This window comes from Psychrobacillus sp. BM2, assembly GCF_048572895.1.
Taxonomy (GTDB): Bacteria; Bacillota; Bacilli; order Bacillales_A; family Planococcaceae; genus Psychrobacillus.
In genome coordinates this window covers 2,183,633-2,208,900 of the sequence record NZ_CP183878.1, presented here as the reverse complement: position 1 = coordinate 2,208,900, position 25,268 = coordinate 2,183,633, and the positions used below count along the sequence as shown (strand labels likewise).

Sequence of the window (25,268 nt, the reverse complement as noted above, 5' to 3'; positions counted from 1 at the left end):
TTTTTTCACTCCTGTTCTTACTAATTTAATTTTACTATCAACAATATGATTGTCAACGAAAGAAACTTACGTTATGATAAATGAGAAGTGCAATAAGTTGCAGATGATTAATGGGGGTGTGCATATTCTTGCAAAACATAATTATAGTAGGCGCTGGTAATGGAGGGTATGCACTTTTGAAATTAATACAACAGGCTGATTACCTTCAGGTAAGAGCTATTGTAGACATTGATGAAAAAGCTCCCGGGTTAAAACTTGCAAAAGAGATTAATATTCCTACGTATAAAGATTGGAAACCTCTCCTAAATGGGGATATTCAGATCATCATCGATGTTACGGGAAACAAAGAGGTATTTCATGAACTTCTTGCAAATAGACCTGCCACTGCGGTATTAATACCGGGCGAAATTGCTAACTTAATTGTTTCACTTTTAGAAGAAAAAAATAAGTATATACACATTATTGACCACAAAACGATTATGCAGGAGTTAATCTTCAATTCAGTTGAAGAGGGTATGATTGGAATTGATGATCAAGGTATCGTAAATTTATTCAACAAAAGTGCAGAAAGAATGACGCAATTATCCGTGGAAATGGCCATTGGAAAACATGTGCATGAGGTTATCTCATTAAGTGAATTACCAAGAGTATTCGATACGGGTCTTGTCGAACTAAACAGAGAACTTATTCTTGAAAGCGGTACCAAAATTGTCACCTCGCGCTATCCGATGATTAATGAAGAAGGAAAAACCGTCGGGGCATTTGCAGTTTTCAAGGATATTTCAGAAGTAGTTAGACTAGCTGAAGAAATTACAAATCTAACAGAAATTCAAAAAATGCTAGAGGCCATTATTTATTCTAGTGAAGATGCTATTTCCGTTGTGGATGAAGACGGTAAAGGCATTCTTATTAATCCGGCCTATACGAGAATAACTGGATTTAGTGAAGCGGAAGTAATTGGTCAACCTGCAACTGCGGATATTTCTGAAGGGGAAAGTATCCACCTAAAAGTGCTACAAACTCGCAAGCCTATTCGTGGTGTTAATCTACGAGTAGGTAAACAGAAAAAAGATGTTATCGTTAATGTCGCGCCTATCATCGTTAACCAACAGCTAAAAGGAAGTGTCGGAGTTATACACGATATGACCGAGATGCGTGGATTAATGAAAGAATTAGACCATGCTCGCACGCTCATCAGAACGTTAGGCGCAACTTATAGCTTTGAAGATATCGTCGGTACATCAAACGAAATAAACTTCACCATTGAGCAAGCTAAGCTAGCGGCAAGTGCTCTCGTAACTGTTCTTTTAAGGGGAGAAGTCGGTGCTGGGAAAGACTTGTTTGCTCTTGCTATACACAGTGAAAGTAATCGATCGGGTTATCCGTTTCTTCGTGTAAATTGTAGCTCAGAGGAAGAGCATTTGCTAGAAACAGAGTTATTTGGTTCAGAAAAAGATGGGTTTATACAACCTGGAGTTTTTGAGCAAGCAACAAATGGAACCATTTTCTTGGACGAAGTTGGGGAACTTACGAAAAAGACACAGGCAAAGCTGCTACGTGTTCTTAGAGAAAATGCAATCATTCGAGGTGAGGGAACGACGTCTATACCTATAGATGTGCGAATTATCGCATCAAGTAGTTTGAACCTCGAAAAAGCAATGCTAGAAGGTACTTTTAGAGAAGATTTCTATTATCAATTGAATCGAATGCCAATTCATATCCCTTCTTTACGTAATCGTAAAGAGGACATTCCAGCAATAGCTGAGCATTTACTTGTGAAGTTAAATCAAGAATTTGGCCGAAATATAGAAGGATTTTCAGAAGAAGCGATGAAGAGTATACTTCTATATGATTGGCCAGGAAATGTTCGAGAGCTGGAAAATGTCATTAGTCGTTCGATGATCTTCTTGCAACCAAATGATCGAATAGTGGAAGAATACCATCTACCAAAGTCAATGTTAGTTTTACCAAGTGAAGACAAGGGAGAGGCTTCACTTGGCACGTTAGCAGAACAAATGGATGAAATGGAAAAGACGGTATTGGCACACGCATTAAAAGTTTGTGGGGGAAATAAATCACGAACCGCCAAACAGCTTAACATCTCACTCCGCACATTATATTACAAATTAGAAAAATATCATTTAGCATAAATGGGAGACACTTCAAACAATAGGGGTATTGAATATATAAGTAAGGCCCATTTAACTACTAGGAGGAACTACACATGGAAATCTTTAAATATATGGAAACTTATGATTACGAACAATTGGTGTTTTGCCAAGACAAAACTTCAGGGTTAAAAGCAATAATAGCAATTCATGATACTACTTTAGGCCCAGCACTTGGTGGGACACGTATGTGGAATTATGCGACTGAAGAAGAAGCGATTGAGGATGCATTACGTCTTGCAAAAGGTATGACGTATAAAAATGCCGCAGCAGGTCTAAATCTTGGTGGTGGTAAAACCGTAATAATCGGAGATCCATTAAAGGATAAAAATGAAGAAATGTTCCGTGCTTTTGGTCGTTTCATCCAAGGGTTAAATGGTCGTTATATTACAGCTGAGGACGTTGGAACAACTGTAGCAGATATGGACTTAATCCATGAAGAAACTAACTATGTAACTGGAATTTCAGAAGCATTTGGTTCTTCAGGTAATCCATCACCTGTAACGGCTTACGGTGTTTATGTTGGGATGAAAGCAGCTGCTAAGGAAGCATTTGGCTCAGATTCTTTAGAAGGTAAAACTGTTGCAGTACAAGGTGTAGGTAATGTAGCGTATACACTTTGCGAATATTTACACAAAGAAGGCGCAAACTTAATCGTTGCAGATATTAACCAAGCATCGGTTGACCGTGCAGTAAATGCTTTTGGAGCAGTTCAGGTCGATGTAAACGATATTTACTCGGTAGATGCAGATATTTTTGCTCCATGTGCTTTAGGTGCGATTATTAATGACAATACAATTCCACAATTAAAAGCAAAAGTAATTGCTGGGTCAGCAAACAACCAATTACGTGACACAACACATGGGGATATAATCCATGAAATGGGCATTGTCTATGCACCGGATTATGTTATTAACTCGGGTGGGGTTATTAATGTAGCAGACGAATTATATGGCTACAATGCAGAACGTGCGATGAAACGCGTAGCTACTATTTATGATAAAATTGAACGTATTTTTGAAATTTCAAAACGTGATGGTGTTCCATCATATGTTGCTGCAGACCGTTTGGCAGAAGAACGTATTGCACGAGTAAGCAAATCACGTGGTCAATTCTTACAAAATGGCAAACATATCTTAAACGGACGCTAAGAAAACAACTAATTTCATCTATTGAACTAAAGTAGGCCGTCTTTCTTTTAAAGTAAAGCGGCCTTCTTAGATGGAAATTTAAGGAGATGGTAAAGTTGGCAAAAGATTATGATTTAGTAATTATCGGTGGCGGTACGGGCGGATATGTTGCTGCTATACGTTCGGCTCAACTTGGATTAAAAACAGCAATCGTTGAAAAAGGAAATTTAGGTGGTACTTGCTTACATAAAGGTTGTATTCCGAGCAAAGCTTTACTTCGTAGTGCTGAAGTGTATGCAACTACTAAAAATCATGCTGCCGACTTCGGTGTTAATACAGGAGAGGTAACACTTGATTTTAGTCGCGTACAGGCACGTAAGGAATCTATCGTGGGCCAATTACATCAAGGTGTACAAGGTTTGATGAAAAAAGGTAAAATAGATGTATATGAAGGTACAGGAAGAATGTTGGGACCTTCTATTTTTTCACCTTCTCCAGGTGGAACTATATCTGTAGAGATGAATAATGGCGAAGAAAATGAAATGCTCATTCCCAAAAATGTAGTAATCGCTACTGGATCTAGACCACGCACTTTACCTGGTTTAACGATTGACGGAGAATTTGTCATGAGTTCCGATGAAGCTCTAGCGATGACAGAACTTCCAAAATCTATTTTAATCGTCGGTGGCGGAGTTATTGGAATTGAATGGGCATCTATGTTAAATGACTTTGGAGTAGAGGTAACAGTGGTAGAATATGCAGATCGCATTATACCGACAGAGGACAAAGATATCTCAAAAGAAATGCAAAAGCTGCTAGTTAAAAAGGGTGTAACTATTGTAACAAGTGCAAAAGTACTCCCAGAAACTCTAGAAACAAAAGAAAAAGAAGTGAAAATCTCTGCGGAGATAAATGGTGAAACGAAAACCTTTGCAGCAGAAAAAATGTTAGTTTCTGTTGGTAGACAAGCAAATGTAGAAGGTATTGGCATTGAAAATACAGATATCGTTGTAGAAAAAGGATTTATCCAAGTAACAGAAACATTCCAAACAAAAGAATCTCATATATATGCAATTGGAGATGTAATCGGGGGACTTCAACTGGCACATGTGGCTAGTCATGAAGGAATTACTGCGATTGAACATATAGCTGGTAACGATATCATGCCAATTGACTATGCATTAGTTTCACGTTGTATCTATTCAAATCCGGAAAGCTCAAGCGTTGGTATTACAGAACAGCAAGCAAAGGAACAAGGATTTGATGTGAAGGTTGGTAAATTCTCATTTAAAGCGATTGGAAAAGCACTAGTTTACGGTGAATCTGATGGGTTTGTGAAAATCGTTGCAGATAAACAGACAAATGATATTCTTGGGGTTCATATGATTGGACCACATGTAACCGATATGATTTCAGAAGCTGGTCTAGCAATGGTTCTTGACGCAACGCCTTGGGAAATTGCACATACGATTCATCCACATCCTACACTTAGTGAAGTGATTGGAGAAGCTGCACTAGCTGTAGATGGTAAAGCTATTCATAACTAGAAAAGCGCAGACGCCCACTCAAGCCTCGAAAAGCGCTGGAAGTCTTGAAGTAAAGGAGTCCTTTGCCTTTTCGGTAAGGCTGAAGCGACTCGAGGGGCAGGGCGTCGGAGCTAGACAATGTAGAAAAGCGCAGACGCCCACTCAAGCCTCGAAAAGCGTTGGAAGTCTTGAAGTAAAGGCGTCCTTTGCCTTTCGGTAAGGCTGAAGCGACTCGAGGGGCAGGGCGTCGGAGCTAGACAATGTAGAAAAGCGCAGACGCCCACTCAAGCCTCGAAAAGCGTTGGAAGAATGACGGTAAAGGCGCCTTTTGCCTTTATCCGGCATTCTGAAACGACTCGAGGGGCAGGGCGTCGGAGCTAGACAATGTAGAAAAGCGCAGACGCCCACTCAAGCCTCGATAAGCGTTGGAAGAATGACGGTAAAGGCGCCTTTTGCCTTTATCCGGCATTCTGAAACGACTCGAGAGGCTGGGCGTCGGAGCTAGACATAAGTAGAGTAAAAAGTATATTTTTTTGCTTGGATTTTAAATAAAGGGGGAGTTCTAGATGACAAAAGATCGTCATGCTGAATTAGATTTAACAAATGAAGATGTGCTAGCTATGTTTGAAACAATGCTAATGGCACGCCGTATTGATGAACGTATGTGGTTATTAAATCGCGCTGGGAAAATTCCTTTTGTTATATCTTGTCAAGGTCAAGAGGCCGCACAAGTAGGAGCAGCTTTTGCTCTTGATAATACAAAAGATTATATAGCACCTTATTATCGTGATATGGGTGTTGTTTTACACTTCGGAATGACTGCTAAAGATTTAATGCTTTCTGCTTTTGCAAAAGCAGAAGATCCAAATTCTGGTGGTCGTCAAATGCCAGGACATTTTGGTCAAAAGAAAAATAGAATACTAACTGGTTCGTCACCTGTTACAACTCAGTTACCACATGCTGTAGGAGTAGCTCTAGCTGCGAAAATTGAGAAAAAAGATTTTATTACATTTGTAACACTTGGAGAAGGTTCCTCTAACCAAGGTGATTTCCATGAAGGATTAAATTTTGCAGGAGTTCACCAATTACCATGTATTACAATGGTTGAAAATAATAATTATGCTATTTCCGTACCATTTGAACGTCAGGTTGCGAGTAAAACAGTTGCAGACCGTGCCTCTAGTTATGGAATGCCTGGTGTAACTGTAGATGGAAAAGATCCAATCGAGGTTTACCGAGTAGTGAAGGAAGCTGCAGACCGTGCGCGTAATGGCGAAGGCCCAAGCCTAATAGAAGCAGTAACATATCGTTTGACTGCCCATTCATCTGATGACGATGACAGACAATACCGTACAGCAGAAGATATTGCAGAAGGTAAAGCATTGGATCCACTTATTACATTTGCGAAATACTTACGTGATTTAGATATTTTATCGACAGATTTAGAAAAAGAAATTAATGATCGTATTATGAAGGAAGTAAACGAAGCAACGGACTATGCAGAAAATGCTCCATATGCTGCACCAGAAGATGCGCTGTTACATGTATACGCTGAAAAAGATGGGGGGAACGCATAATGGCAATCATGTCTTATATTGATGCAATCACACTTGCAATGAAAGAAGAAATGACTCGCGATGAACGCGTTTTCGTGCTTGGAGAAGATGTTGGTCGTAAAGGTGGAGTATTCAAAGCGACAAACGGTCTCTATGATGAATTTGGAGAGTACCGTGTGCTAGATACACCTCTTGCAGAATCTGCTATAGCTGGTGTTGGAATAGGTGCTGCGATGTACGGGCTACGCCCAATTGCAGAAATGCAGTTTGCTGATTTTATCATGCCCGCAGTAAACCAAATTATTTCTGAAGCATCACGTATTCGTTACCGTTCTAACAATGATTGGACTTGTCCGATTGTTTTCCGCGCTCCATTTGGTGGAGGAATTCACGGAGCACTTTATCATTCTCAATCGGTGGAAGCCATTTTTGCTAACCAACCTGGTTTGAAAATCGTTATTCCATCTACACCATATGATGCCAAAGGTTTGTTAAAAGCCGCTATTCGTGATGAGGATCCTGTTATGTTCTTTGAGCATAAGCGTGCGTACCGTCTTATTAAAGGGGAAGTTCCCGAAGAAGATTATACTATTGAAATCGGCAAAGCTGATGTGAAACGTGAAGGTGAAGATATTACAGTCATCACTTACGGTCTTGCCGTTCATTTTGCACTACAAGCTGCAGAGCGTCTAGAAAAAGACGGCATTTCCGCACATATCTTAGATTTACGTACTATTTATCCTTTAGATAAACAAGGAATTATAGAAGCTGCTTCTAAAACAGGTAAAGTTCTGTTAGTAACAGAAGATAACAAAGAAGGTAGTATTATAGGGGAAGTTGCTGCAATTATTGCAGAAAACTGCTTATTTGACCTAGATGCACCGATTAAGCGTCTTGCTGGTCCTGATATTCCTGCTATGCCATATGCACCAACAATGGAAAAATTCTTCATGATCAATCCAGATAAAGTCGAAAAAGCGATGCGTGAGCTAGCTGAATACTAACTTCATTCAGCAAAAAAAATGACTTTGCCAAATGAAGTTAATGCCTCCGGCGGATGTCACAGATTTTTTTAAGGAATTTATCGAGCAAGCTCGATAAAAATCTGGACCCAAATACGCCAAGGCGAATTTGATAAGGAGGAAAACGAATGGCAATCGAACAAATCAAAATGCCCCAGTTAGGGGAAAGTGTAACTGAAGGAACGATAGAAAAATGGTTAGTAAAACCAGGCGATCATGTAAATAAATACGATGCTCTAGCTGAAGTAAATACGGACAAAGTAACAGCAGAAGTTCCTTCTTCCTTCACAGGAGTTATTAAAGAATTAATCGCAAACGAAGGAGATACACTGGCAGTTGGAGAAATCGTATGTACCATTGAAACAGAAGGTGGGTCTTCTGAGGAAATAGTTCAAGTAAAAGAGGCTGCTCCCGAGGAGCCTACTGCTGAAACTGTTAAACCTGCGGAAGTACAAAAGCATGCTGCCCCTGTAGAACGTGAAAAAGGTGCTAAAGCGCGCTACTCACCTGCAGTGCTAAAAATTTCACAGGAACATGGCATCGACCTTTCTCTTGTTACTGGTACTGGTAACGAAGGCAGAATCACGCGTAAAGATTTATTGAAAATTGTTGAGAGTGGAGAAATTCCGGTAGCAAAAGTGGAGCAGGAAGCTGTTTCAACACCGTCACAAGTGGCTCCTTCTTCAGCCTCTGCTCCAAAACCAGCACCAGCTAACGTTCCAGTAGCGGTTGGAGATATCGAGATTCCTGTTACAGGTGTGCGTAAAGCAATTGCTGCAAATATGCTGCGCAGCAAACATGAAGCTCCTCACGCATGGACAATGATTGAAGTAGATGTTACGAGCATGGTTCAATACCGCGACTCTATAAAAAATGACTTCAAACAAAAAGAAGGCTTTAATGTAACATACTTCGCTTTCTTCGTGAAAGCTGTATCGCAAGCATTAAAAGAATTCCCAATGATGAATTCTATGTGGGCTGGGGATAAAATCGTTCAGAAAAAAGACATCAATATTTCTATAGCAGTAGCAACAGAAGACGCGCTATACGTTCCGGTTATTAAAAATGCGGACGAAAAAACGATTAAAGGTATTGGTCGTGAAGTAAACGAACTTGCTTCAAAAGTTCGTTCGGGTAAATTAAAATCAGACGAAATGCAAGGTGGTACATTCACTGTAAACAACACAGGATCATTTGGTTCTGTTCAGTCTATGGGAATTATCAACTATCCACAAGCGGCTATTCTACAAGTAGAATCTATCGTAAAACGTCCTGTCATCATGGATGGGGGAATGATTGCTGCGCGTGATATGGTAAACTTATGTCTTTCATTAGACCACCGTGTACTAGATGGTTTAGTTGCTGGTCGTTTCCTAGCACGTGTGAAAGAAATATTGGAGAACATTACGAAAGAAAATACATCTGTTTATTAATTTGAATTGATTTACAGTAACACATCATCACTTGTTTATAATGTTGTATATTTTTAAAATGTACATTACTAAATTCATTTTTAGTGGTGTACATTTTTTATTTTGCCAAACATTTATATCGAATTATTAAAGTGGACATTGATTTCAGTTTTGATTTTTCGTTGTTCAATAATCGGGTCGATTGTTGAAGAGCGGATTGTACCCATATTGTAAAAAGGTTGATATTAATCAAGTGTAAAAGAACAATCCACTGTTTTGATGCTTCTTTCAACTGGTGATTTTTTCAAATACACTTTATTAAAATAAAGTAGGTCTTTGGGCTTTGGGTCCAATTTGTATTTAGTAGACAAATGAAAATATTTGTTTTGTATAAATAAGTCGAAAATATATAAATGTAGACAATAGCTTATATATTTTCGACTCGATGCTATAGTATTGGTTTATCAGTCACATCTGTACTTGAAATTAGGCTCTGTCTGAATATAAAAAGCATTTCTTACTTGTGCACACCAATTTGCAAAGGCTGATCTCCATTCCGGAGTTTTAAAGAATTGATCAACCGTTTGAGTATCAGAATGCCAAACGATAAATAGGTTGAGTGGGGCAATTCCTCCTGCCCAAATTCCATTATTTGCGTCAGTATCTTCTTCCCTTACAAATAATAAGGGTAGTCCAAATTGAAAAGCCATTGAAGGTTCCACTTGGGAATAAACGGATCCTTCCCAGATAGGAGTGGTTGGTAGATTAGTTGGTGGAGTGGTTTGTTCATTGAGTTCAACTGTCTGAACTTTAAAACGACGAAGGTTTACTGCCAACATTCCATAGCTTGATGAAACCAATCGACGAATATCAGTTAAAATAGACTCGGGGTAACTTTCACTTAAAGGTAATGTACGCGGAAAGAGCAAAGCATTCTCAATCTCTAAAATTAGACGGTTTAAAAACTGTTGTTGCTTGTTATTTAAATGAGTTGTCGTACTTAAAAATATAGGAATACGATAGGCACGGTCAATACACTCTTGGTGTGCCGATCCTATTTTTGCTTCATCCTTGCGGAAAGAGCTATACTTATCATTACTCACTTTCTCACCTCCCTATTTATTAGTATATGAAAATTGAATAAGTGAGATTGGACTTTACCATCAGCTTCCATAACATAGAGGGAAGTAGGAAATAAGTAATTTATACTTCTGGATAAATGTCGCCCATTGCTAAAAGTTATTAACTTCTATCCAAAAGAAGAATCAGATAACTAGCTGCACAAAGAAAAATCGCTACTTCAGTTAATAAAAACATTGAAAATTCAAGGGAAGATAGTTTTTTTTCTCTCTTAACTTTTTTAAACTGTCTATAATAATAGATTGAGCATAGCAGTAGTATTATTGCTGATATTTGGAATACATTTTCTAATAGACTAACCAAAAAATCATCTCCTCACGTTGAGAATGTGCTGTTAAGATTTTATGTGTTCATTAATATAAAAAGAAGTAGAAAGTTTTGTTTCACAGTGAAAGCAACACAACTTGTTCTAGTTATAGTACCAAGATACCTAAGTACTTCGAAAACAATAGAAATTTTGTTTTGTAGTAAAAGTCGCTTGGACCATTCTTATAGTTATTAATCTTTTTTTACTATGATCAAGTCCCTTTCGTTTACTTTTCAATTATTGTTCGATAGCATTTAAAAAGAGAAGTATTAAACGAGCATTTGTAGAAGGGGAGATAGATTAGATGAAACTAAGTGTACTTGATCAAGCGCCAATCACAGCTGGCAATACAGCGGCAGGAGCATTAAAAAAAGCAGAAGAACTGGCTATTTTAGTAGATGAGTTAGGTTATAATCGTATGTGGATGGCAGAACATCACGGAACAGGAACTATTGCAAGTTCTGCTCCAGAAGTGATTGCTGCACATTTAGCCGCGAAAACAAAGAACATCCGAATTGGGACAGGTGGAGTGATGATGATGCATTATTCTCCATTGAAACTTGCGGAAGTATTTAAAACATTAAGTGCATTTTCACCGGGTCGTATTGATTTTGGCGTTGGCCGCGCACCAGGGGGAGATAATTATGCAATGTATGCTCTTTCCGAGGGTCGTCAGCCGATGCTAAATAATATGTATGAAAAACTAACGACCACGCTACAATTACTCAGCGATGAAGTGCCAGAGGACAGTTTATATAAACGAACAATCGCTACTCCGGCGAATATTGTTTTACCAGAAGCGTGGCTGCTCGGTTCCACTGGAAATAGTGCTCTTCAAGCTGGTCGATTGGGAGTCGGCTATTCATTTGCACAGTTTTTCCAAGGTGGGATGACGAAAGAAATTTTTGATACATACCGAAGCAATTTCAAGCCTTCTACACTAATGGAGAAGCCAGAAATCAACGTAACGTATATGGTAACGGTTGCCGAAACAAAAGATGAAGCTGAATACGAAGCACTTCCTCAAGATATTTCGAGACTCTCTTTAATGAGAGGCCAAATTCGTCAAACATTAACACCGGAAGAAGCTCAAAACTATCCTTTAACCGAAATGGATCGTATGATGATTCAAGAAAACCGCAAAATTCATTTAGTTGGTACACCAAAAGAGGTAGCAACAATTTTACAAGAAGAGCAGGCTCATTTTGGATTTGAGGAAGCGATGATTTGTAGCATTCCGCATTCCCAAGAAAAAAGGTTAAACGTTTACCGTTTACTTGCAAAAGAATTGATGTAAACAAGAAATTGTTTTAGACACGTTCATTATGAGCGTGTCTTTTTGTATGAAGAATTGTCTTATCTGTGAGAATCGCTCGATGAAATCAAATAATCGATCAATAACCATTCATATTCGATCAATCAGCTTAAACTAGTTGTTATGCATATTCATTTTTTCATTATCCATTTATTTCTACTTGAAATAGGAACAAATGTTCTGTATGATGAATGAAAAAGAAAGAACGTGATAGCATGGCTAACTTCGAGGAAGATTGGAACCAATTAGACTTATCCCATATACAGGATCGCGGGTCGAAAAAATGGGTAGCGATGATGCTGCCTGAGCATGTGAAAATGCTTCGTGAGTACGCAGTAGAAATAAAAAAAGAACCGCGCCCTGATTTAAATGAATTCGATTATGAAGCAATTCAAGATCAAATCGCGCTTGCAATGAAACGAAATGTAGAAATCAAAATAAAACGGTGGAAAGAGGGAGAGTTTATCTATAACCGCGGTACAATACAATGGATTGATTTGAGGAAGCGAACAATTGAACTAGAGGATTCTTTTCGCTCATTTGAACTATCTATTGATGAAATTATAGATGTCACCATATTAGAATAGCGATTACCAAAAACATCATTCCTTTAACGTGGATGATGTTTTTATTTAGGAACTAATAAAAGAAGGATTTTAACAGGAAGATGTGGAAGATTATTCTAGGAGAATTGAATACATAGGAGATAGAGGGAGGACATGAATGAAAAAATACACGGTTATACTTGATCTCATATTCTATATGGGGCTACCGTTTGTAATCTGGACATATGGAAGGGAAAGTCTAGGTGATTACTGGGCAATGCTCTTATCGACAGCTCCGGGCTTTGTTTACACCATTACAAATTTTGTTAGAGATCGTCAGTTTAATATAACGGGTATTTTTATATTAGTGAGTCTGCTTGTTGGGACGGTTGTTGATATACTGTCAGGAACTGCAGAGCGGATGCTATGGAATCAGGTATTCGTGGGAGTTGCATTTAGCGGGGTATTTCTAGTATCGATGCTTATTAAAAAGCCGCTAACTCTTTACTTTGCGATGGATGTGGCCTATTTACAAGGATATCCAAGAGAAAACAATAGGGTGCTTTTTTTTAGAAAGGAACTTTTTCAGTGGTTTCAGCTCCTCACATTAATATTCGTTGTGAGAGGAATAACTCTGGCTCTACTGAAATCCTGGCTGCTAAATAAACATGGAGTAGATGCATATGGCTCCATGTTAATATATTTAAGAGTTACAAGCTGGGTTTTCGGTGGAGTAATGATTGTAGGCTATATTTTTATAGGAAATGAAATAACAAAAGTAGCGAGCAAGCTGACAATTCCTGAGAAAGAGTTGGAAGTAGTATCAGAGTCTACATAAAGGGAGAATAAAATGATTAAAGCAATTTTGTTCGATTTAGATGGTACTCTGCTCAATAGAGATGAGTCATTAAAGCTATTTGCTGACAAACAGTATGATAGATTATTTCACCTTCTCGGTCATATTACAAAAGATGTGTATATAGAAAGGTTTATTCAACTGGATAGTCGAGGGTACGTTTGGAAGGATAAAGTATATCGGCAACTAGTGGAGGAGTTTGAGGTCACAAAGATTACTTGGGAAGAACTGCTTCAGGACTATTTGGATGAATTTAAGTATTATTGTGTCCCATTCGATAATCTCTTGTTAATGCTAGAGGAATTAAAGGAAAGAAAGATGCTGATCGGGATGATTACGAATGGATACGGTCAGTTTCAAATGGATAATATAAAGGCTTTAGCAATAGAAGATTATTTTCAGAGCATTTTAGTTTCTGAATGGGAAGATATTAAAAAACCAAATCCCCAAATATTTTCACGTGCTGCCGACAAACTTGGTGTGCTCCCCAGCGAATGCGTTTTTATCGGTGACCATCCAGAAAATGATGTGCAGGGGGCTAAAAATGTTGGAATGATAGGAGTTTGGAAGAAAGACGTTCAGTGGATGGATATTCAGGCGGAGTATGTAGTAGATGATTTAATGGATATTTTAGCTATTGTTGATGAGCTTAGATAGTTGAATACATATGCTATTACATAAGTAAAACTGGGGGTTGTTACATGTTTTTTTATACGGTCACATGTTTATTTTGCAAAAAAGAATTTAAGCTTTACGACAATGATCCCCAGTACCAAAAGTATAAACGTAATATGCAAGGAAAGTTTTCGTGTCCTACATGCAAAGAACGAATTGAAAGTGATGCAAGAAAAATGAGGTTTTAACCAAACAGGAATTTTGTAGAGACTCTGCAAACAAAAGAGACATTTAAATTTAATAGAATAATCGGGATTTAGGAGAAATTACAAATGAATTTGGGGAACCCAATAGCTATTGGTAATACAGCGAAAATATATCTTTACGAAGACAAGATTATCAAACTGTTTAACGACTATTTACCGGACACGGAATCCTCATATGAAGCAAATAAGCAAAAATATGCTTTTTCGTGTGGACTCTTGGTGCCAAAAGTATTGGATGTCACAAAGATAGATGGCAAACAAGCTATCATAATGGAATATATTAAGGGAAGAACATTAGGTGATCTCTTAACCGAAAACATGGAACAAGCAGAATACTACATAAATATTTCCATTGATATACAACAAAAAATCCATATGATTAAAGCAGATTCATTTGAACCAATGTCTGAAAAACTACGTCGTCAAATTAAATCAGTTCATAATTTGGATGAAAAGCAAAAGTCTTATTTAATACAAAAAATGGATTCAATGACATTTGAAAATCGGTTATGTCATGGAGATTTTCATCTATTTAATTTAATAATGTCAGATAATAAAGTAACCATTATAGATTGGGTTGACTCCAGCGTAGGAGATATTCGTGCTGACATATATCGGACGTATCTTTTGTATTCACAATTCTTACCGGAGTTAGCTGAAATGTATTTGCGACTCTATTGTGAAAAAAGTGGATTATCAAAATACGATGTTTTTCAGTGGGCACCAATTATTGCTGGGGCAAGATTATCTGAGAATGTTTCATCCGAAAAAACGGAACGTCTTATGGACATAATAAATTATTACTTCCCTTTATAATTTTTGATATCACAGAAAAAGAATCCATTTTGATAATATTTTATTCAAAAGTGGATTCTTTTTATTTACACATTTTTTATTTGAAAAGGTCTTACACCATCGTTTGAAAATTGTTTTTCTGTAATAGTATACAAATGCTAAGTACGATAAACGCCGAGATGATAAAAATATATGGAATAGGGAATGTTTCGGCCCAAATTCCCCCAATAAATAACCCAACTGGTAGCGCTAATTTCATAAACATTGAAGAAGTACCTGCGACACGACCGAGCAAATGGTTCGGTGTGGATTCTTGGCGAACAGCTAAATAAATTATATTGGTAATAACCGTTGTACACGAACGGAAAGCTAATAAAATCCCAAGTTGCCACCAAGTTGTTGCAAAGAAGAATAACACAAGGACGAAAGCATCTATGGCATGTAGTCCAATATATATAGAACCCCTAGTCCAGCGTTTTCTTAATGGTTTAATAAGTCGTGCTCCTAAAAGCCCTCCTAGTGCAGCAATTGAATACATAAGACCAAGTTGCTCCTTCGTTTCACCTAGAATATCAACGACATAAAATACTAGTACTCCAATTATCAAACTAGTAGCTAAGTTCACAAATAAGATGGAGATCGTCGGTACAAGAAGCAGTTTGTTACCAAATAGTTCTTGAATACCTTCCTTCATATCCTCCAGTAATGACTGCCTTTTTAGGCGTTCAGGAGTTGGTGTCTTATCAATGGATAAACTAATAGCCCAAATAACAAGCAGCGATACTGTGTATACAATCATTAAATGGTCAAAAGCAATTATAAGTAATAGTGCACCTGCCAAAGAGGGACCAATAATTGAGACAAATGTATTTACGAATGAAAATTTAGCTTGAATATCGGTCATCAATGCTTTATCAAAAAGCTGCGGCATAATAGCGTGAGTAGCATTTCCAACTGTATAACCAACGGTAGAAATAAGAAAGCCTAAAAGATACAAATGCCATAGCTCCACTGAATTTAAGTAAATGACAAATGTTAAAAAGGCGGAAAGAATAGCCTTTAGTAGTCCACCATAAACAATCATTATATTACGATTCATACGATCAACGATAGCTCCAGCAAGCATTCCTAATAAAACATTCGGTAAAAAGTCAACAATCCGCATTGTGCTCATTGCTAAAGCAGATTGGGATAAATCGTAAATAAGTAAAGGCAAAATGAATGTGTAAATGGTACTCCCAAATGTGGATAAAATCGTAATGGAATAAAGAATAGTAAAGTTTTTATTGCTATATAAATTCATATGAACCCTCCTATACAAATGGTAAAATAAAAAAAGAAGAACATAAAGTGAAAATTAAAATAAACTTGTTCACCTTTTAGGAGGATATGAATGATTCGATATTTATTGCTTTTGTATGAAAAGTATGAGCCATTTACAAAGTATGAAACGACTATTGAAGAGCTAGCAAACATTTGGAACTGCTCAACTAGGTATGCTAAAACCATTGTCAAAAAGTGTTATGAGTCGGAGTGGGTCGACTGGAAGACCTATCAAGGTCGTGGAAAAAAGCCAGAGCTAAAAATCAAGCTACCGAAACTACAGGCAATTTTTATAGAGTTTGATAAACAGTGGCAAGGAGCACATTATGACAAAGCTTATAAGCTGCTACATGAATATCAGCTATTAGGGAATCCAGAGGTGAATACATGGCTGACAGACAGATATGGATTTAACAAATCTGAAGATGAACTAGATATATTTCGTTATCCCTACCCAAAAGTGGAGCTTAATATAGATCCTATTAAAGGATTATCACGACATGACGGCCATATCGCGCGACAAATATTCGAGACCTTATTTGAATTTTGTCCAGAAACACAGCGAGCTCGACCGAATTTAGTATTTGCCTATCATACGGTAGATCACCGTGTATGGAGATTTACACTTCGTAAAGATGTCACGTTCCATAATGGGGAAAAGCTAACGAGTCGCGATGTAGTCGCATCTTTAGAGAGAGCGATGAGTATTGTATTTGATTTGTTTACAATAGTGAAAATTATAGCACTGAATTCGTATAGCATAGAAATTACACTTAAAAAACCGAATGCATTATTTCCACGTCTCTTGTGTAGTATTAAAATGGCGATTGTATCTTATGAGTGGATAAAAGGTGGAGAAACGGGAATTCCTGTTGGTTGTGGACCTTTCCAGTTAACTACCTTTAAAGAGGAGTATATGCGATTAACAGTCTTTCCAAATTATTTTAAAGAACGTCCATGGATTGATGTTATAGAAATTATTCATACACCGGAAATAGTTAAGTTTGGGCTATCTGCTATACCATTTGATGATAAAATACCGCATATAAAGAAAACTTTTCGTGAAGAAGGTGGGGACTTCATATTATTCAATGCAACGTCAAATAGCGTTCTGCAAGATGAGCTTCTTAGAAAGACTATTTATTCGCTTATTAATCCACATGAATTTTGCTTAAAAGAATACGGTGAAACGGTGGCATATAGTTTTTTCTTAGATGCGAAGGAAGTAGTAGTACCAATAACAGATCTAGTTCTAGGAAGTCATTTTCCAAAATTAAAAATCGGAGTACAGCAAATTCGCGCGAATGTAAACCATTTACGCGAGGCAAACATCTTAAGTGAGCGTCTAACGGCTTATGGAATTGAGCATGAAATAGAGCTTGCTCCTTACCGTGCTCCATCAGATCAAATCGTATCCGATTACGATATTTATATAGGTGGAATTGCCTTAGGACAAGATAGAATCATATCTTTACTTCATATTTTCCAGTCAGTTCAATTTCCAATAACACCGTTTCTCAACGGTAAAGTTAAGGAACAAGTAGAAGAATTATTGGAGCAAATACTGAATTATTCCGATGATCAGAAAGTGGTTAAATTGTTTATAGAGGTAGAGAAAGTCATGCAACAAGCAGTAACTATTAAGTTTTTATCTCACCGTATACATAATTTATACATTCGAGATAATAGTCCGTTCGCGGGTATCAAAATGGAAACAAATGGTAAAATAGACTATAGAAAAATATATCGAACTTAATAACACTACACTACTCAATGGTGAAGCTAATGGAACTAGAAGCAGTATTACTTCAGTTTCTAGAATGATAACACTTTAGGATCTGAGAAAAGATTACTTAAACGGAAATAAGGATGCTTGGTGGGAAAGTCTCGAAGTTAATAGAAAATATAAAAACAACCTAAGTCCATCTAAATAATGGACTCAGGTTGTAGAAAAAGATCTTCTAAAGGAAGTTTCCTACCAAAAACTAATTATGGAAATGATATACATCCCAAATATCTGGTGTTTCAGCTCCAATATACCAAGCAGCCGCACCGCCTAGATTATATTGGTTAGCCAAATCGATACGAAGTTTGATAGATTGTTTATCTTCCACCCATATTTGGTGCTTCTCTCCGTTTGCAGTGTATTCTACATAATTTTGCTGCGTATTTTGATCCCAAACTTTTTTAAGACCTTTTGAGGAGATCGTTCGCTCGATCTCACCCATTGTGCGGTCAATACTTTTCACTTTATTTGTCGTTAAGTTAGTGACCCACTCTCTTGTGTAGAAGGGTACTGCCAAAATGATTTTATGAGATGGCACTTCCTTCATTAAAAGTTCTACGCCTTCTTTAACCCAAGGCATAGAAGCTACAGACCCGGCTACTGGGCTACCGCCCCAATGTTCGTCATAGCCCATCATGACAATATAGTCAGCAACTTTACCTAGCTCTTTACGGTCTAAGCTACCAGACCAAAAAGGATCGATGTTTTCCCGTGTGACGTCAACTGATACTGTAATTCCATTTGGTTGAAGAGCCTTTTTAAGTTCGGTTATGAAAAGGACAAAATCTTGCTTGTTTTTAGGATCGATGTTTTCAAAGTCCACATTGATCCCATCGCTTTTTGTTTGAATCAGTGAATTCTTTAGTGTCGACACTAATTTTTGACGATTTGCAGCATTATCTAATACTAAGTCCGTCAAAACAGGATCGAATTTATTTCCAATTAGTGGCCAAACCTTCTTGCCCTTGCTATGTGCATCTTGTAGATATTTTGTATCGGTTGCTATGGAAACAAAATTGCCTGAATTGGTTAAAGTATACCAACGTGGTGACACAACATTTAAATTCGAATGGTTCAATTGTTGAATATAACTTTGGGAGCTTCCATTATATTTCCATCCCATAACGATTTGTTGCAGATTCTTTTGTTGCAAAAGTGATTTTTTTACCCAGCCCTTTTTTCCGCCTAGCAACTGAACTTGTAGGTAATAATCGGGAATGTTTAAGTTTTGCCCAACAAGTAGGTTTGAAGAGCTCAAATTGTTCAATTTGGTTAAATCATTAATAGATACTCCGAACTTTTTAGAAATTTTCCATAAAGTATCTCCATTTATCACAGTATATATTTTGTACTTCTGTGGAATTACTAATTTCTGGCCAATTCGTATTTCTGTAGAGGTAAGATTGTTTGCCTTTTGAAGTTCACTCATTGAAATTCCGTATTGATTTGAAATTTTCCATAATGTATTTCCTGAAATGACAGTATGCTTGATAACGGTGGATGAGTCTCCCGATACAGTGGATAGTAAAGGGAATTCTTCACCTTTTTTTAAAGTTGTGATAATAGATGAACCTTGTTTAGGTAAACTTAATACTTTAACATTATCTATTTGAACAGTACCAACTGAAAGTGAATTACCAGCAGCAGTGCCTTGTATAGGTCCAAAACTTAAAAATAAAACAAATATAATAAAAATATGAAGTGTTTTTTTCACTTAATCCCATTCTCCTCTAGTTTGAAGGTATTATTAGAACCTTCATATACTACTATGGATTAAGATTAATAGATACAGGTACTTTGTGGTAAGGTGACCAAAAGTATGTCTTTGTGTCTCGCGCGAGGAGGAAATAGAGGTTATTTTGCGGAACTGAATACAACTCATAAAGTGAAAGATGTGGTTTCTAAAATAAATCTCTAAATATAAGATCGGAAGATATAGGTTTCAATCCTAATTCTTTAGACCAGATTGATAATTGTCCAATATGATGGATCATGAGATATAATATGACTAATTATTTTATCAAAAGAGAGTGATTTAGTAGTACCATTCATACTCCGAACTACTAAAGTTTTATCCTCTGCTTCAGAAATATGCTATTGTATAAAGTTCAATGTTACTGAATTGGTTAAATTGGAAAATACCTTCACATCTTCAAGAGTTGATACTTTATTTATATCTTTAAGGATAACAGGGGTTCCTTGCATTTGGTTTACCCAGATTTGTTCGCAGTCAATTACATGAAATAGATTATGTAAAATGGTACTCATACCACCGATACGTTTCTTCATAAGTTCTTCATTGGAAATGGTTTCGCACCATATAAACCAGTCTTCTCTGATTTGCCAATTATACAAACACATATCTACCAATTCATTCACTCCATAGTTATAATAGTATTTTAATATACAACTATTTTTAATAGGATAATAATAGATCCTTATCAAAAAGATTTTAAATTATCCCGAACTTTTTTAATGCAAAGTCGATTCCGTCCTCACTTGACTTTTTAGTAACGAAATCAGCAATTTCCTTTAAGTTTTTATTTCCATTCCCCATAGCTATACCAAGTCCTACTAATTCCAACATATCTATATCATTTTCTCCATCACCAAATGCAATAGCCTCGGATTTATCGATGTCAAAATACTGTAAAACTTTTAATATGGCTAAAGATTTAGAAACCTCTTCTTGTAACACATTCAACACAAAAGGATGCCATCTTTTAAATGTTAGATGCGGAAATCTTTGAATATATTTCTCAACTGTTTCGTCATTTGCATACAAACACATTAAGTATACCTCTTTGTTATAAATCAAGTGATCGATGGTAGAAGTAGTCAGTCAATGACAAAGTTTCCTTCAATGCTTTTAATGTTTCTGAATTTTTTACGCCGTTCATGCTAAATTCTTCAGTGAAAAAAGATAGATCCTGATTCGATATAGATGCAAATTTCAAAACTTCTTGTATGATTTTATTGTCCATTGGCACTTTATGAATAATCGTTTGGTCGTGCTTCACATATGCCCCATTTGCTGTAATGAACGTGTCTATTCCTAGTTCATATATTTCTTTACACATGGATAATGGTCTTCCAGTTGCGGCTACCACTTTTAGACCTTTGTTTTTTAATGCTTTTATTGCTTCTTTTGTCTTATTTGAAATACTACCATCTTTATAATGCGTAATAGTTCCATCTACATCGAAAAATACAATTTTGTAGTCCATAAAAATCCCCTCTTAAAAAATCAATTATAGGAAAGTATGTAACTTATAAATAAAAGGCTAATCTCTAAATACAAATATTACCACTCTATTATAATATAAACATGAAGACGATATCCCGCAATATTCAAAAATTTTATAAGTAACAATATAGGTGATGCAAAATTTAAATTGCATTAATGAGGAAGGATGAACGTTTTTTAGCTTTCTTAACTAACGATGGTTAGCTGGCTGATTTAGAAGGAATATTAGCCCAACTTCTAGAATACATAGGGCAAGAACGAGTTTGGGAGTTTAAAAACTTTGAAAACGTGTTAGAGGAGATTTATTTGCAAACATTTCATCATTTAGCAAGAGGAATCTTTATAAAAGACAAAAAAGTGCTACTAGCCAAAGCTGAAGGTTATAACAATACATTTTTGCCAGGCGGTCACATTGAATTTGGTGAGAGTGCTAAAGAAGCACTGGTAAGAGAAATCGAAGAAGAATTAGGTATTGAAAGTATAGTGGTAAATTTCATTGGCTTAGTGGAGCATTAATGGGAAAAGAAAGGCATTTTAAATTGTGAAATAAATCAAATATTTGAGGTTAAAAGTGAGGAATTAAAGACAAGTGGTAATCCAAAATCTAATATTTAATAGAATCATGGCCAATTAAGAATCTAAATTTAATTAAGTATCAATTGAGTATTGATCTATTTAAAATTACTTTGGAAACAATATCTAATTATATTTCGTTTATATAAAGCAAATAGGAGATAGATATAGACCAGAAATCGGAAACTATTTTAAACAATTAAAAGTGGAGTAGGTAATGTCATTGGAATTTTTCACAACGCAATTAGTAATGATTGCATTATTTATCTTAATAATTCATTCAATCGAAACCTTAGCTTATTCAGTACGTTTATCTGGTGCAAGAGTGAAACTATTAGCATCGGCACTTTCCCTATTTAATGTGATGGTAATGGTTTCAAGACTAGCGAATATGATGCAACAACCTTTTACGGGAAGTTTGATCGATAATGCACCAAAAGAAAATGCTTTAGAATTTGTCGAAAGTCAGTATCGAATTCTAATTGGCTCTGCAACATTAGGCACAATAATAGGTTTACTTTTGTTGCCGACTTTTATTGCTTTTTTTTCGAGGGCAATCATTCATTTAGCAGAAGAAAGAGGTTCAATTCCAGCGTTATTGAAAAAAGGATTTACATTATCATATTTAAAACGTGCAAAAAAGCATATTCATCTACCAAGATATACTTATTTGAAAGATATGAGTTGGCGAGATATACCTATTAAATTATTTTGCATTAATATATTAATAACAGCGATTTATACAATTGGAGTTTTATCTGCACTATATGCAGCGTTGCTTGCACCTGAAAGAGCAACAACTGCTGTTATGGCATCGGGTTTAATAAATGGTGTAGCTACAATCTTACTAATTGTATTTATTGACCCTAAAATTTCAATTCTAGCAGATGATGTACTCAACAAAAAAGGGAACTATGTCACATTAAAAAGTGCCTCTATTATGATGGTTACATCAAGACTGTTAGGAACACTTTTAGCACAGGTCTTATTCATACCAGGTGCAAAGTATATTGCGTGGTTTACACAATTCCTTATGTAGTTTCAGTAACCACATTTAATGTTCTCAAATCTAAAAAAATAGAATTGTGCAATAATGTATTTAAACTCCCAAGAAAATAAACATATGCTCAAAATCTATAAAATTGCATAACAAAAGAAACTCAGACATGGTTGAATAAGTATTATATACGAATACTTTGGATGCACATAATGGAATTCTATAAATTTAATAAAGATAGTGGTAAGGGGAAGCTTTCAATTAGTAAGTAGTGAAATAATAATATTGGGTGGGAGATTCTTGAAAAAAATAACATTAGTCTTTTTATTGATTATTTTGGCAACGACTTCTGCTCAAGCATTAAGTTGGGCTTATCCATTTGTTGTTTGGAGTGGAAATGTATATGAAGTGACTACTGAAGAGGTTAAGAACAGTGTAATTAGCAAACGTATAGGGGAAGTAAAAACAAAGCCTAACGATACGACAGGTAACTATTATGGTAATGCTTCTAATGAGTATCCAAAAGGCACACAATATTTTGCAATAAGCGATATTTCAACAGATACAGCTATTGCTGTTCGGGTGAAAAAAGAGAAGTATGTGAAAGCAGTCTTTGTGCATAAAGCGAGTTCTCATTGGAATCCTTATTATTATTTTATTTTATTCGTAGTGGCTGTTGTACTATTTAGTTTATTAGGAAAGAAGAGGTTTCATTAAAACCCCGTTGTCAAAACTAGAAGGAGTATTATCCAAGCTTATTGAATACATAGGATATGGATAATTGGAGAAGGGAAATCAAATGAAAGTACAAATAATAGGTGGTTCGGGAACGGGCAAAAGTACTTTAGCAAAATTTATAAGCGAAAATGAAAATATTATGTGGATTGATACAGATAGATACCTGTGGAAAGATGAAACATTTACAGAAAATCATTCGATTGAAAAGCGAATAGAAATGTATGAAAAAGATATAGAATCCAATGACCAATATGTCGTTTCAGGATCTGTTTTTTCATGGAATCCTAATGGGTTTAGTAACCGCAATTTATTTGTATTCCTCTATCTAGATGAAGAAATTAGAATGGAGCGCTTAAGAAAAAGGGAAATTAGACGCGATAATCCTAAGAAAACATGGACGGATGAATATGGAAATAATACGAATGAATTCTTAGAATGGTGTAAAACGTATTTGAAGGAAAAAGATAAAACGATGATAGGAACCTATGCAGCGCAAAGCTATGAAATGGAATTATCTAAAAGTCCTGTATTAAAACTCGATAGCTCGCGATCTGTGGAAGAACTCTACTTAGCAATAAAAGCATGGACGAAAGTTGACTCGACTATTATAGATGAAATAACATAACGGTCCCAAAAAAGGGGAGAAAGACAATAAGAAAGCTAGTAATAATTTTACTCGTATTAGCTAGTATTTACATAAATCCAACCTCCATCTTTGCAAATGGCACGAGTTATTTTGAAGAGCCTACCACTCCATATGGACATGTTCTTCCTTTGGAGGAAAGCGTCATCAGCATAGAGAGTGAAAAATTATATGATCGTACTTGCTGAAAAAGCTGGATTTATCTTTGAATGCGAAAGAAAAAAGTTTTCATTAGAGAATGATCAGTGGACTGATTTTTTGATTTACTATAAAAATAATGACAAGTAATATACTACAAAAAGTAAGAGAAAAGGATTTTGTTAATTAAAAATGTAACTTATTATCTTTTTAATCGTATAAAAGTGAAGGGGGAAGAACATATGCGATTTAACTTAGTTTTATATATTTCAATTTGTTTAATGCAAATAATAATTTTAACTAATATAACTCTTTTGGATGGACAATGGAATGGAATTACTATGTGGTTATGCACAGCCATATTTATTTTCTCTTCCACGGTATTTGGTTTAAGTAGAAAAAATCAAGATCAACGACAAGGATAATAGAAAGTTTTCTTCAACAAAAAAAGCAATTTAGTGGAAGAAAGGATTGCAACATTGATTTGGAGAAAATTAAACAAGTAGTTTAAGTTAACCGGTGCTTTACTTCAAGAAGGAGTAAAGCCTTTTTTTATTAGCTACTGGTTAATCCGACAAGCAAACTGGAAACACTATGGCCTAATATAGATATAAGTGAGGGGATTTGTTGTGAGATTTTTAGTGTTTTTTATTGTTTTTATAATTTTGGTGTTCTTATTTGAAAAAATTATAAATAAATTACTTCGTGTTAAAAAGAAAAGAATTTCTGAAACTTCGGGTAAAAATATTGACCGATGGGGAAGAGGCATTATTTTAGTTATCTTTTTATGCACTCTTCCGTTTGTCGTTTCAAAGGACACAATGAATGTTATTAAGTGGTATTGGATCATCTATATAACTTTATTATTGAGTTTTCAGTCTATTCTGGAGTGGAAATACCTAGAGAACTCAAAACAATATGTTGCTACAATTATTTTTATAATTTTAAACGTAATTATTATGTATAATATAGAGTATTTTCTTCAACTGTTGGAGGTAATTAACTGAGTAGATATGATATTGTGACGGATTGTACTTAAAATATAGCGGCAGATTAGTTGAACAAGAGCTATAAAAAGATAGAAAATTAAAGGAGAGTGGTTCAAATTATAACCTCTTTATCCGCAGTGCTTATAATTTTTTTATAATGGCTTTTATTCTTACTTTTAAA

General features: G+C 35.9%; 21 protein-coding genes and 2 pseudogenes. 18 read left to right on the top strand and 5 right to left on the bottom strand.

Going from position 1 to position 25,268, the window contains the following annotated elements:
- Nucleotides 1-128 precede the first annotated feature (128 nt).
- The 6 genes from ACN6MX_RS10710 to ACN6MX_RS10685 all read left to right on the top strand — a co-directional run bounded on the left by ACN6MX_RS10710 (nucleotide 129) and on the right by ACN6MX_RS10685 (nucleotide 8,835).
- A complete protein-coding gene (locus ACN6MX_RS10710; RefSeq protein WP_419958914.1) occupies nucleotides 129-2,150 on the top strand; it encodes a sigma 54-interacting transcriptional regulator in 2,022 nt (673 codons plus the stop codon).
- Between the two features lie 74 nt (nucleotides 2,151-2,224).
- Nucleotides 2,225-3,319: a branched-chain amino acid dehydrogenase gene (gene bcd / locus ACN6MX_RS10705; RefSeq protein WP_419958913.1), complete on the top strand. Its 1,095-nt coding sequence runs from the start codon at nucleotides 2,225-2,227 to the stop codon at nucleotides 3,317-3,319.
- 95 nt (nucleotides 3,320-3,414) lie between these two features.
- Nucleotides 3,415-4,845, top strand: a complete 1,431-nt coding sequence (gene lpdA / locus ACN6MX_RS10700) for a dihydrolipoyl dehydrogenase (RefSeq protein ID WP_419958912.1) — start codon at nucleotides 3,415-3,417, stop codon at nucleotides 4,843-4,845.
- A 545-nt stretch (nucleotides 4,846-5,390) separates the two neighbouring features.
- Nucleotides 5,391-6,401 (top strand): thiamine pyrophosphate-dependent dehydrogenase E1 component subunit alpha, encoded by a 1,011-nt coding sequence (locus tag ACN6MX_RS10695; protein WP_419958911.1) that lies wholly within the window; start codon nucleotides 5,391-5,393, stop codon nucleotides 6,399-6,401.
- A complete protein-coding gene (locus tag ACN6MX_RS10690) occupies nucleotides 6,401-7,384 on the top strand; it encodes an alpha-ketoacid dehydrogenase subunit beta (RefSeq protein ID WP_419958910.1) in 984 nt (327 codons plus the stop codon). The genes ACN6MX_RS10695 and ACN6MX_RS10690 overlap by 1 nt, the downstream gene beginning before the upstream one ends.
- A gap of 146 nt (nucleotides 7,385-7,530) precedes the next feature.
- Nucleotides 7,531-8,835, top strand: a complete 1,305-nt coding sequence (locus ACN6MX_RS10685; protein ID WP_419958909.1) for a dihydrolipoamide acetyltransferase family protein — start codon at nucleotides 7,531-7,533, stop codon at nucleotides 8,833-8,835.
- Between the two features lie 443 nt (nucleotides 8,836-9,278).
- Here the strand turns inward: ACN6MX_RS10685 and ACN6MX_RS10680 are convergent, their stop codons facing one another.
- Nucleotides 9,279-9,917 (bottom strand): hypothetical protein, encoded by a 639-nt coding sequence (locus ACN6MX_RS10680; protein WP_419958908.1) that lies wholly within the window; start codon nucleotides 9,915-9,917, stop codon nucleotides 9,279-9,281.
- A gap of 648 nt (nucleotides 9,918-10,565) precedes the next feature.
- Between ACN6MX_RS10680 and ACN6MX_RS10675 the strand changes: the two genes are divergently transcribed.
- From ACN6MX_RS10675 to ACN6MX_RS10655, 5 genes are all read left to right on the top strand, one after another.
- Nucleotides 10,566-11,558: an LLM class flavin-dependent oxidoreductase gene (locus tag ACN6MX_RS10675; protein ID WP_419958907.1), complete on the top strand. Its 993-nt coding sequence runs from the start codon at nucleotides 10,566-10,568 to the stop codon at nucleotides 11,556-11,558.
- 233 nt (nucleotides 11,559-11,791) lie between these two features.
- Nucleotides 11,792-12,163, top strand: coding sequence for a YolD-like family protein (locus ACN6MX_RS10670; RefSeq protein ID WP_419958906.1), 372 nt, complete (start codon nucleotides 11,792-11,794; stop codon nucleotides 12,161-12,163).
- A 136-nt stretch (nucleotides 12,164-12,299) separates the two neighbouring features.
- Nucleotides 12,300-12,959 (top strand): VC0807 family protein, encoded by a 660-nt coding sequence (locus tag ACN6MX_RS10665; protein WP_419958905.1) that lies wholly within the window; start codon nucleotides 12,300-12,302, stop codon nucleotides 12,957-12,959.
- Between the two features lie 12 nt (nucleotides 12,960-12,971).
- Nucleotides 12,972-13,634 carry an HAD family hydrolase gene (locus tag ACN6MX_RS10660; protein ID WP_419958904.1) on the top strand — a complete coding sequence of 221 codons (663 nt, stop codon included), beginning with the start codon at nucleotides 12,972-12,974 and terminating at the stop codon, nucleotides 13,632-13,634.
- A 290-nt stretch (nucleotides 13,635-13,924) separates the two neighbouring features.
- A complete protein-coding gene (locus ACN6MX_RS10655; RefSeq protein WP_419958903.1) occupies nucleotides 13,925-14,674 on the top strand; it encodes a phosphotransferase in 750 nt (249 codons plus the stop codon).
- Between the two features lie 91 nt (nucleotides 14,675-14,765).
- On the opposite strand, the gene ACN6MX_RS10650 is transcribed toward ACN6MX_RS10655, so the two are convergent.
- Complete coding sequence (locus ACN6MX_RS10650) at nucleotides 14,766-15,956, bottom strand: MFS transporter (RefSeq protein WP_419958902.1); 1,191 nt, start codon at nucleotides 15,954-15,956, stop codon at nucleotides 14,766-14,768.
- A gap of 90 nt (nucleotides 15,957-16,046) precedes the next feature.
- On the opposite strand from ACN6MX_RS10650, the gene ACN6MX_RS10645 reads away from it, so the two are divergent.
- The gene (locus ACN6MX_RS10645; RefSeq protein ID WP_419958901.1) at nucleotides 16,047-17,732 is read left to right on the top strand and encodes an ABC transporter substrate-binding protein; all 1,686 of its coding nucleotides are present in this window, start codon (nucleotides 16,047-16,049) and stop codon (nucleotides 17,730-17,732) included.
- A 229-nt stretch (nucleotides 17,733-17,961) separates the two neighbouring features.
- Here the strand turns inward: ACN6MX_RS10645 and ACN6MX_RS10640 are convergent, their stop codons facing one another.
- The 3 genes and pseudogenes from ACN6MX_RS10640 to ACN6MX_RS10630 form a co-directional block, all read right to left on the bottom strand.
- Nucleotides 17,962-19,476, bottom strand: coding sequence for a LysM peptidoglycan-binding domain-containing protein (locus ACN6MX_RS10640; RefSeq protein WP_419958900.1), 1,515 nt, complete (start codon nucleotides 19,474-19,476; stop codon nucleotides 17,962-17,964).
- A 380-nt stretch (nucleotides 19,477-19,856) separates the two neighbouring features.
- The gene (locus tag ACN6MX_RS10635; protein WP_419962604.1) at nucleotides 19,857-20,123 is read right to left on the bottom strand and encodes a DinB family protein; all 267 of its coding nucleotides are present in this window, start codon (nucleotides 20,121-20,123) and stop codon (nucleotides 19,857-19,859) included.
- 91 nt (nucleotides 20,124-20,214) lie between these two features.
- Nucleotides 20,215-20,989 (bottom strand): annotated as a pseudogene (locus tag ACN6MX_RS10630) (Cof-type HAD-IIB family hydrolase).
- Between the two features lie 326 nt (nucleotides 20,990-21,315).
- Here ACN6MX_RS10630 and ACN6MX_RS10625 point away from each other — a divergent pair.
- The 6 genes and pseudogenes from ACN6MX_RS10625 to ACN6MX_RS10600 all read left to right on the top strand — a co-directional run bounded on the left by ACN6MX_RS10625 (nucleotide 21,316) and on the right by ACN6MX_RS10600 (nucleotide 25,105).
- The gene (locus ACN6MX_RS10625; RefSeq protein WP_419958899.1) at nucleotides 21,316-21,525 is read left to right on the top strand and encodes an NUDIX domain-containing protein; all 210 of its coding nucleotides are present in this window, start codon (nucleotides 21,316-21,318) and stop codon (nucleotides 21,523-21,525) included.
- Between the two features lie 307 nt (nucleotides 21,526-21,832).
- Nucleotides 21,833-22,621 carry a lipid II flippase Amj family protein gene (locus tag ACN6MX_RS10620; RefSeq protein WP_419962603.1) on the top strand — a complete coding sequence of 263 codons (789 nt, stop codon included), beginning with the start codon at nucleotides 21,833-21,835 and terminating at the stop codon, nucleotides 22,619-22,621.
- Between the two features lie 258 nt (nucleotides 22,622-22,879).
- A complete protein-coding gene (locus tag ACN6MX_RS10615) occupies nucleotides 22,880-23,296 on the top strand; it encodes a hypothetical protein (RefSeq protein WP_419958898.1) in 417 nt (138 codons plus the stop codon).
- A gap of 82 nt (nucleotides 23,297-23,378) precedes the next feature.
- A complete protein-coding gene (locus ACN6MX_RS10610) occupies nucleotides 23,379-23,942 on the top strand; it encodes an AAA family ATPase (protein WP_419958897.1) in 564 nt (187 codons plus the stop codon).
- Between the two features lie 192 nt (nucleotides 23,943-24,134).
- Nucleotides 24,135-24,248, top strand: a pseudogene (locus tag ACN6MX_RS10605) (GNAT family acetyltransferase); the annotation flags it as partial.
- A 464-nt stretch (nucleotides 24,249-24,712) separates the two neighbouring features.
- Nucleotides 24,713-25,105, top strand: coding sequence for a DUF4181 domain-containing protein (locus ACN6MX_RS10600; protein WP_419958896.1), 393 nt, complete (start codon nucleotides 24,713-24,715; stop codon nucleotides 25,103-25,105).
- Nucleotides 25,106-25,268 lie beyond the last annotated feature (163 nt).

Excerpts from the sequence above, each read along its gene's own strand:
- ACN6MX_RS10650 (WP_419958902.1), bottom strand. The coding sequence starts at position 15,956 with ATGAATTTATATAGCAATAAAAACTTTACTATTCTTTATTCCATTACG.
- ACN6MX_RS10660 (WP_419958904.1), top strand. The coding sequence starts at position 12,972 with ATGATTAAAGCAATTTTGTTCGATTTAGATGGTACTCTGCTCAATAGA.
- ACN6MX_RS10645 (WP_419958901.1), top strand. The coding sequence starts at position 16,047 with ATGATTCGATATTTATTGCTTTTGTATGAAAAGTATGAGCCATTTACA.
- ACN6MX_RS10655 (WP_419958903.1), top strand. The coding sequence starts at position 13,925 with ATGAATTTGGGGAACCCAATAGCTATTGGTAATACAGCGAAAATATAT.
- ACN6MX_RS10665 (WP_419958905.1), top strand. The coding sequence starts at position 12,300 with ATGAAAAAATACACGGTTATACTTGATCTCATATTCTATATGGGGCTA.
- ACN6MX_RS10675 (WP_419958907.1), top strand. The coding sequence starts at position 10,566 with ATGAAACTAAGTGTACTTGATCAAGCGCCAATCACAGCTGGCAATACA.
- bcd (WP_419958913.1), top strand. The coding sequence starts at position 2,225 with ATGGAAATCTTTAAATATATGGAAACTTATGATTACGAACAATTGGTG.
- ACN6MX_RS10670 (WP_419958906.1), top strand. The coding sequence starts at position 11,792 with ATGGCTAACTTCGAGGAAGATTGGAACCAATTAGACTTATCCCATATA.
- ACN6MX_RS10685 (WP_419958909.1), top strand. The coding sequence starts at position 7,531 with ATGGCAATCGAACAAATCAAAATGCCCCAGTTAGGGGAAAGTGTAACT.
- ACN6MX_RS10635 (WP_419962604.1), bottom strand. The coding sequence starts at position 20,123 with ATGTGTTTGTATAATTGGCAAATCAGAGAAGACTGGTTTATATGGTGC.
- ACN6MX_RS10695 (WP_419958911.1), top strand. The coding sequence starts at position 5,391 with ATGACAAAAGATCGTCATGCTGAATTAGATTTAACAAATGAAGATGTG.
- ACN6MX_RS10620 (WP_419962603.1), top strand. The coding sequence starts at position 21,833 with ATGATTGCATTATTTATCTTAATAATTCATTCAATCGAAACCTTAGCT.
- ACN6MX_RS10610 (WP_419958897.1), top strand. The coding sequence starts at position 23,379 with ATGAAAGTACAAATAATAGGTGGTTCGGGAACGGGCAAAAGTACTTTA.
- ACN6MX_RS10690 (WP_419958910.1), top strand. The coding sequence starts at position 6,401 with ATGGCAATCATGTCTTATATTGATGCAATCACACTTGCAATGAAAGAA.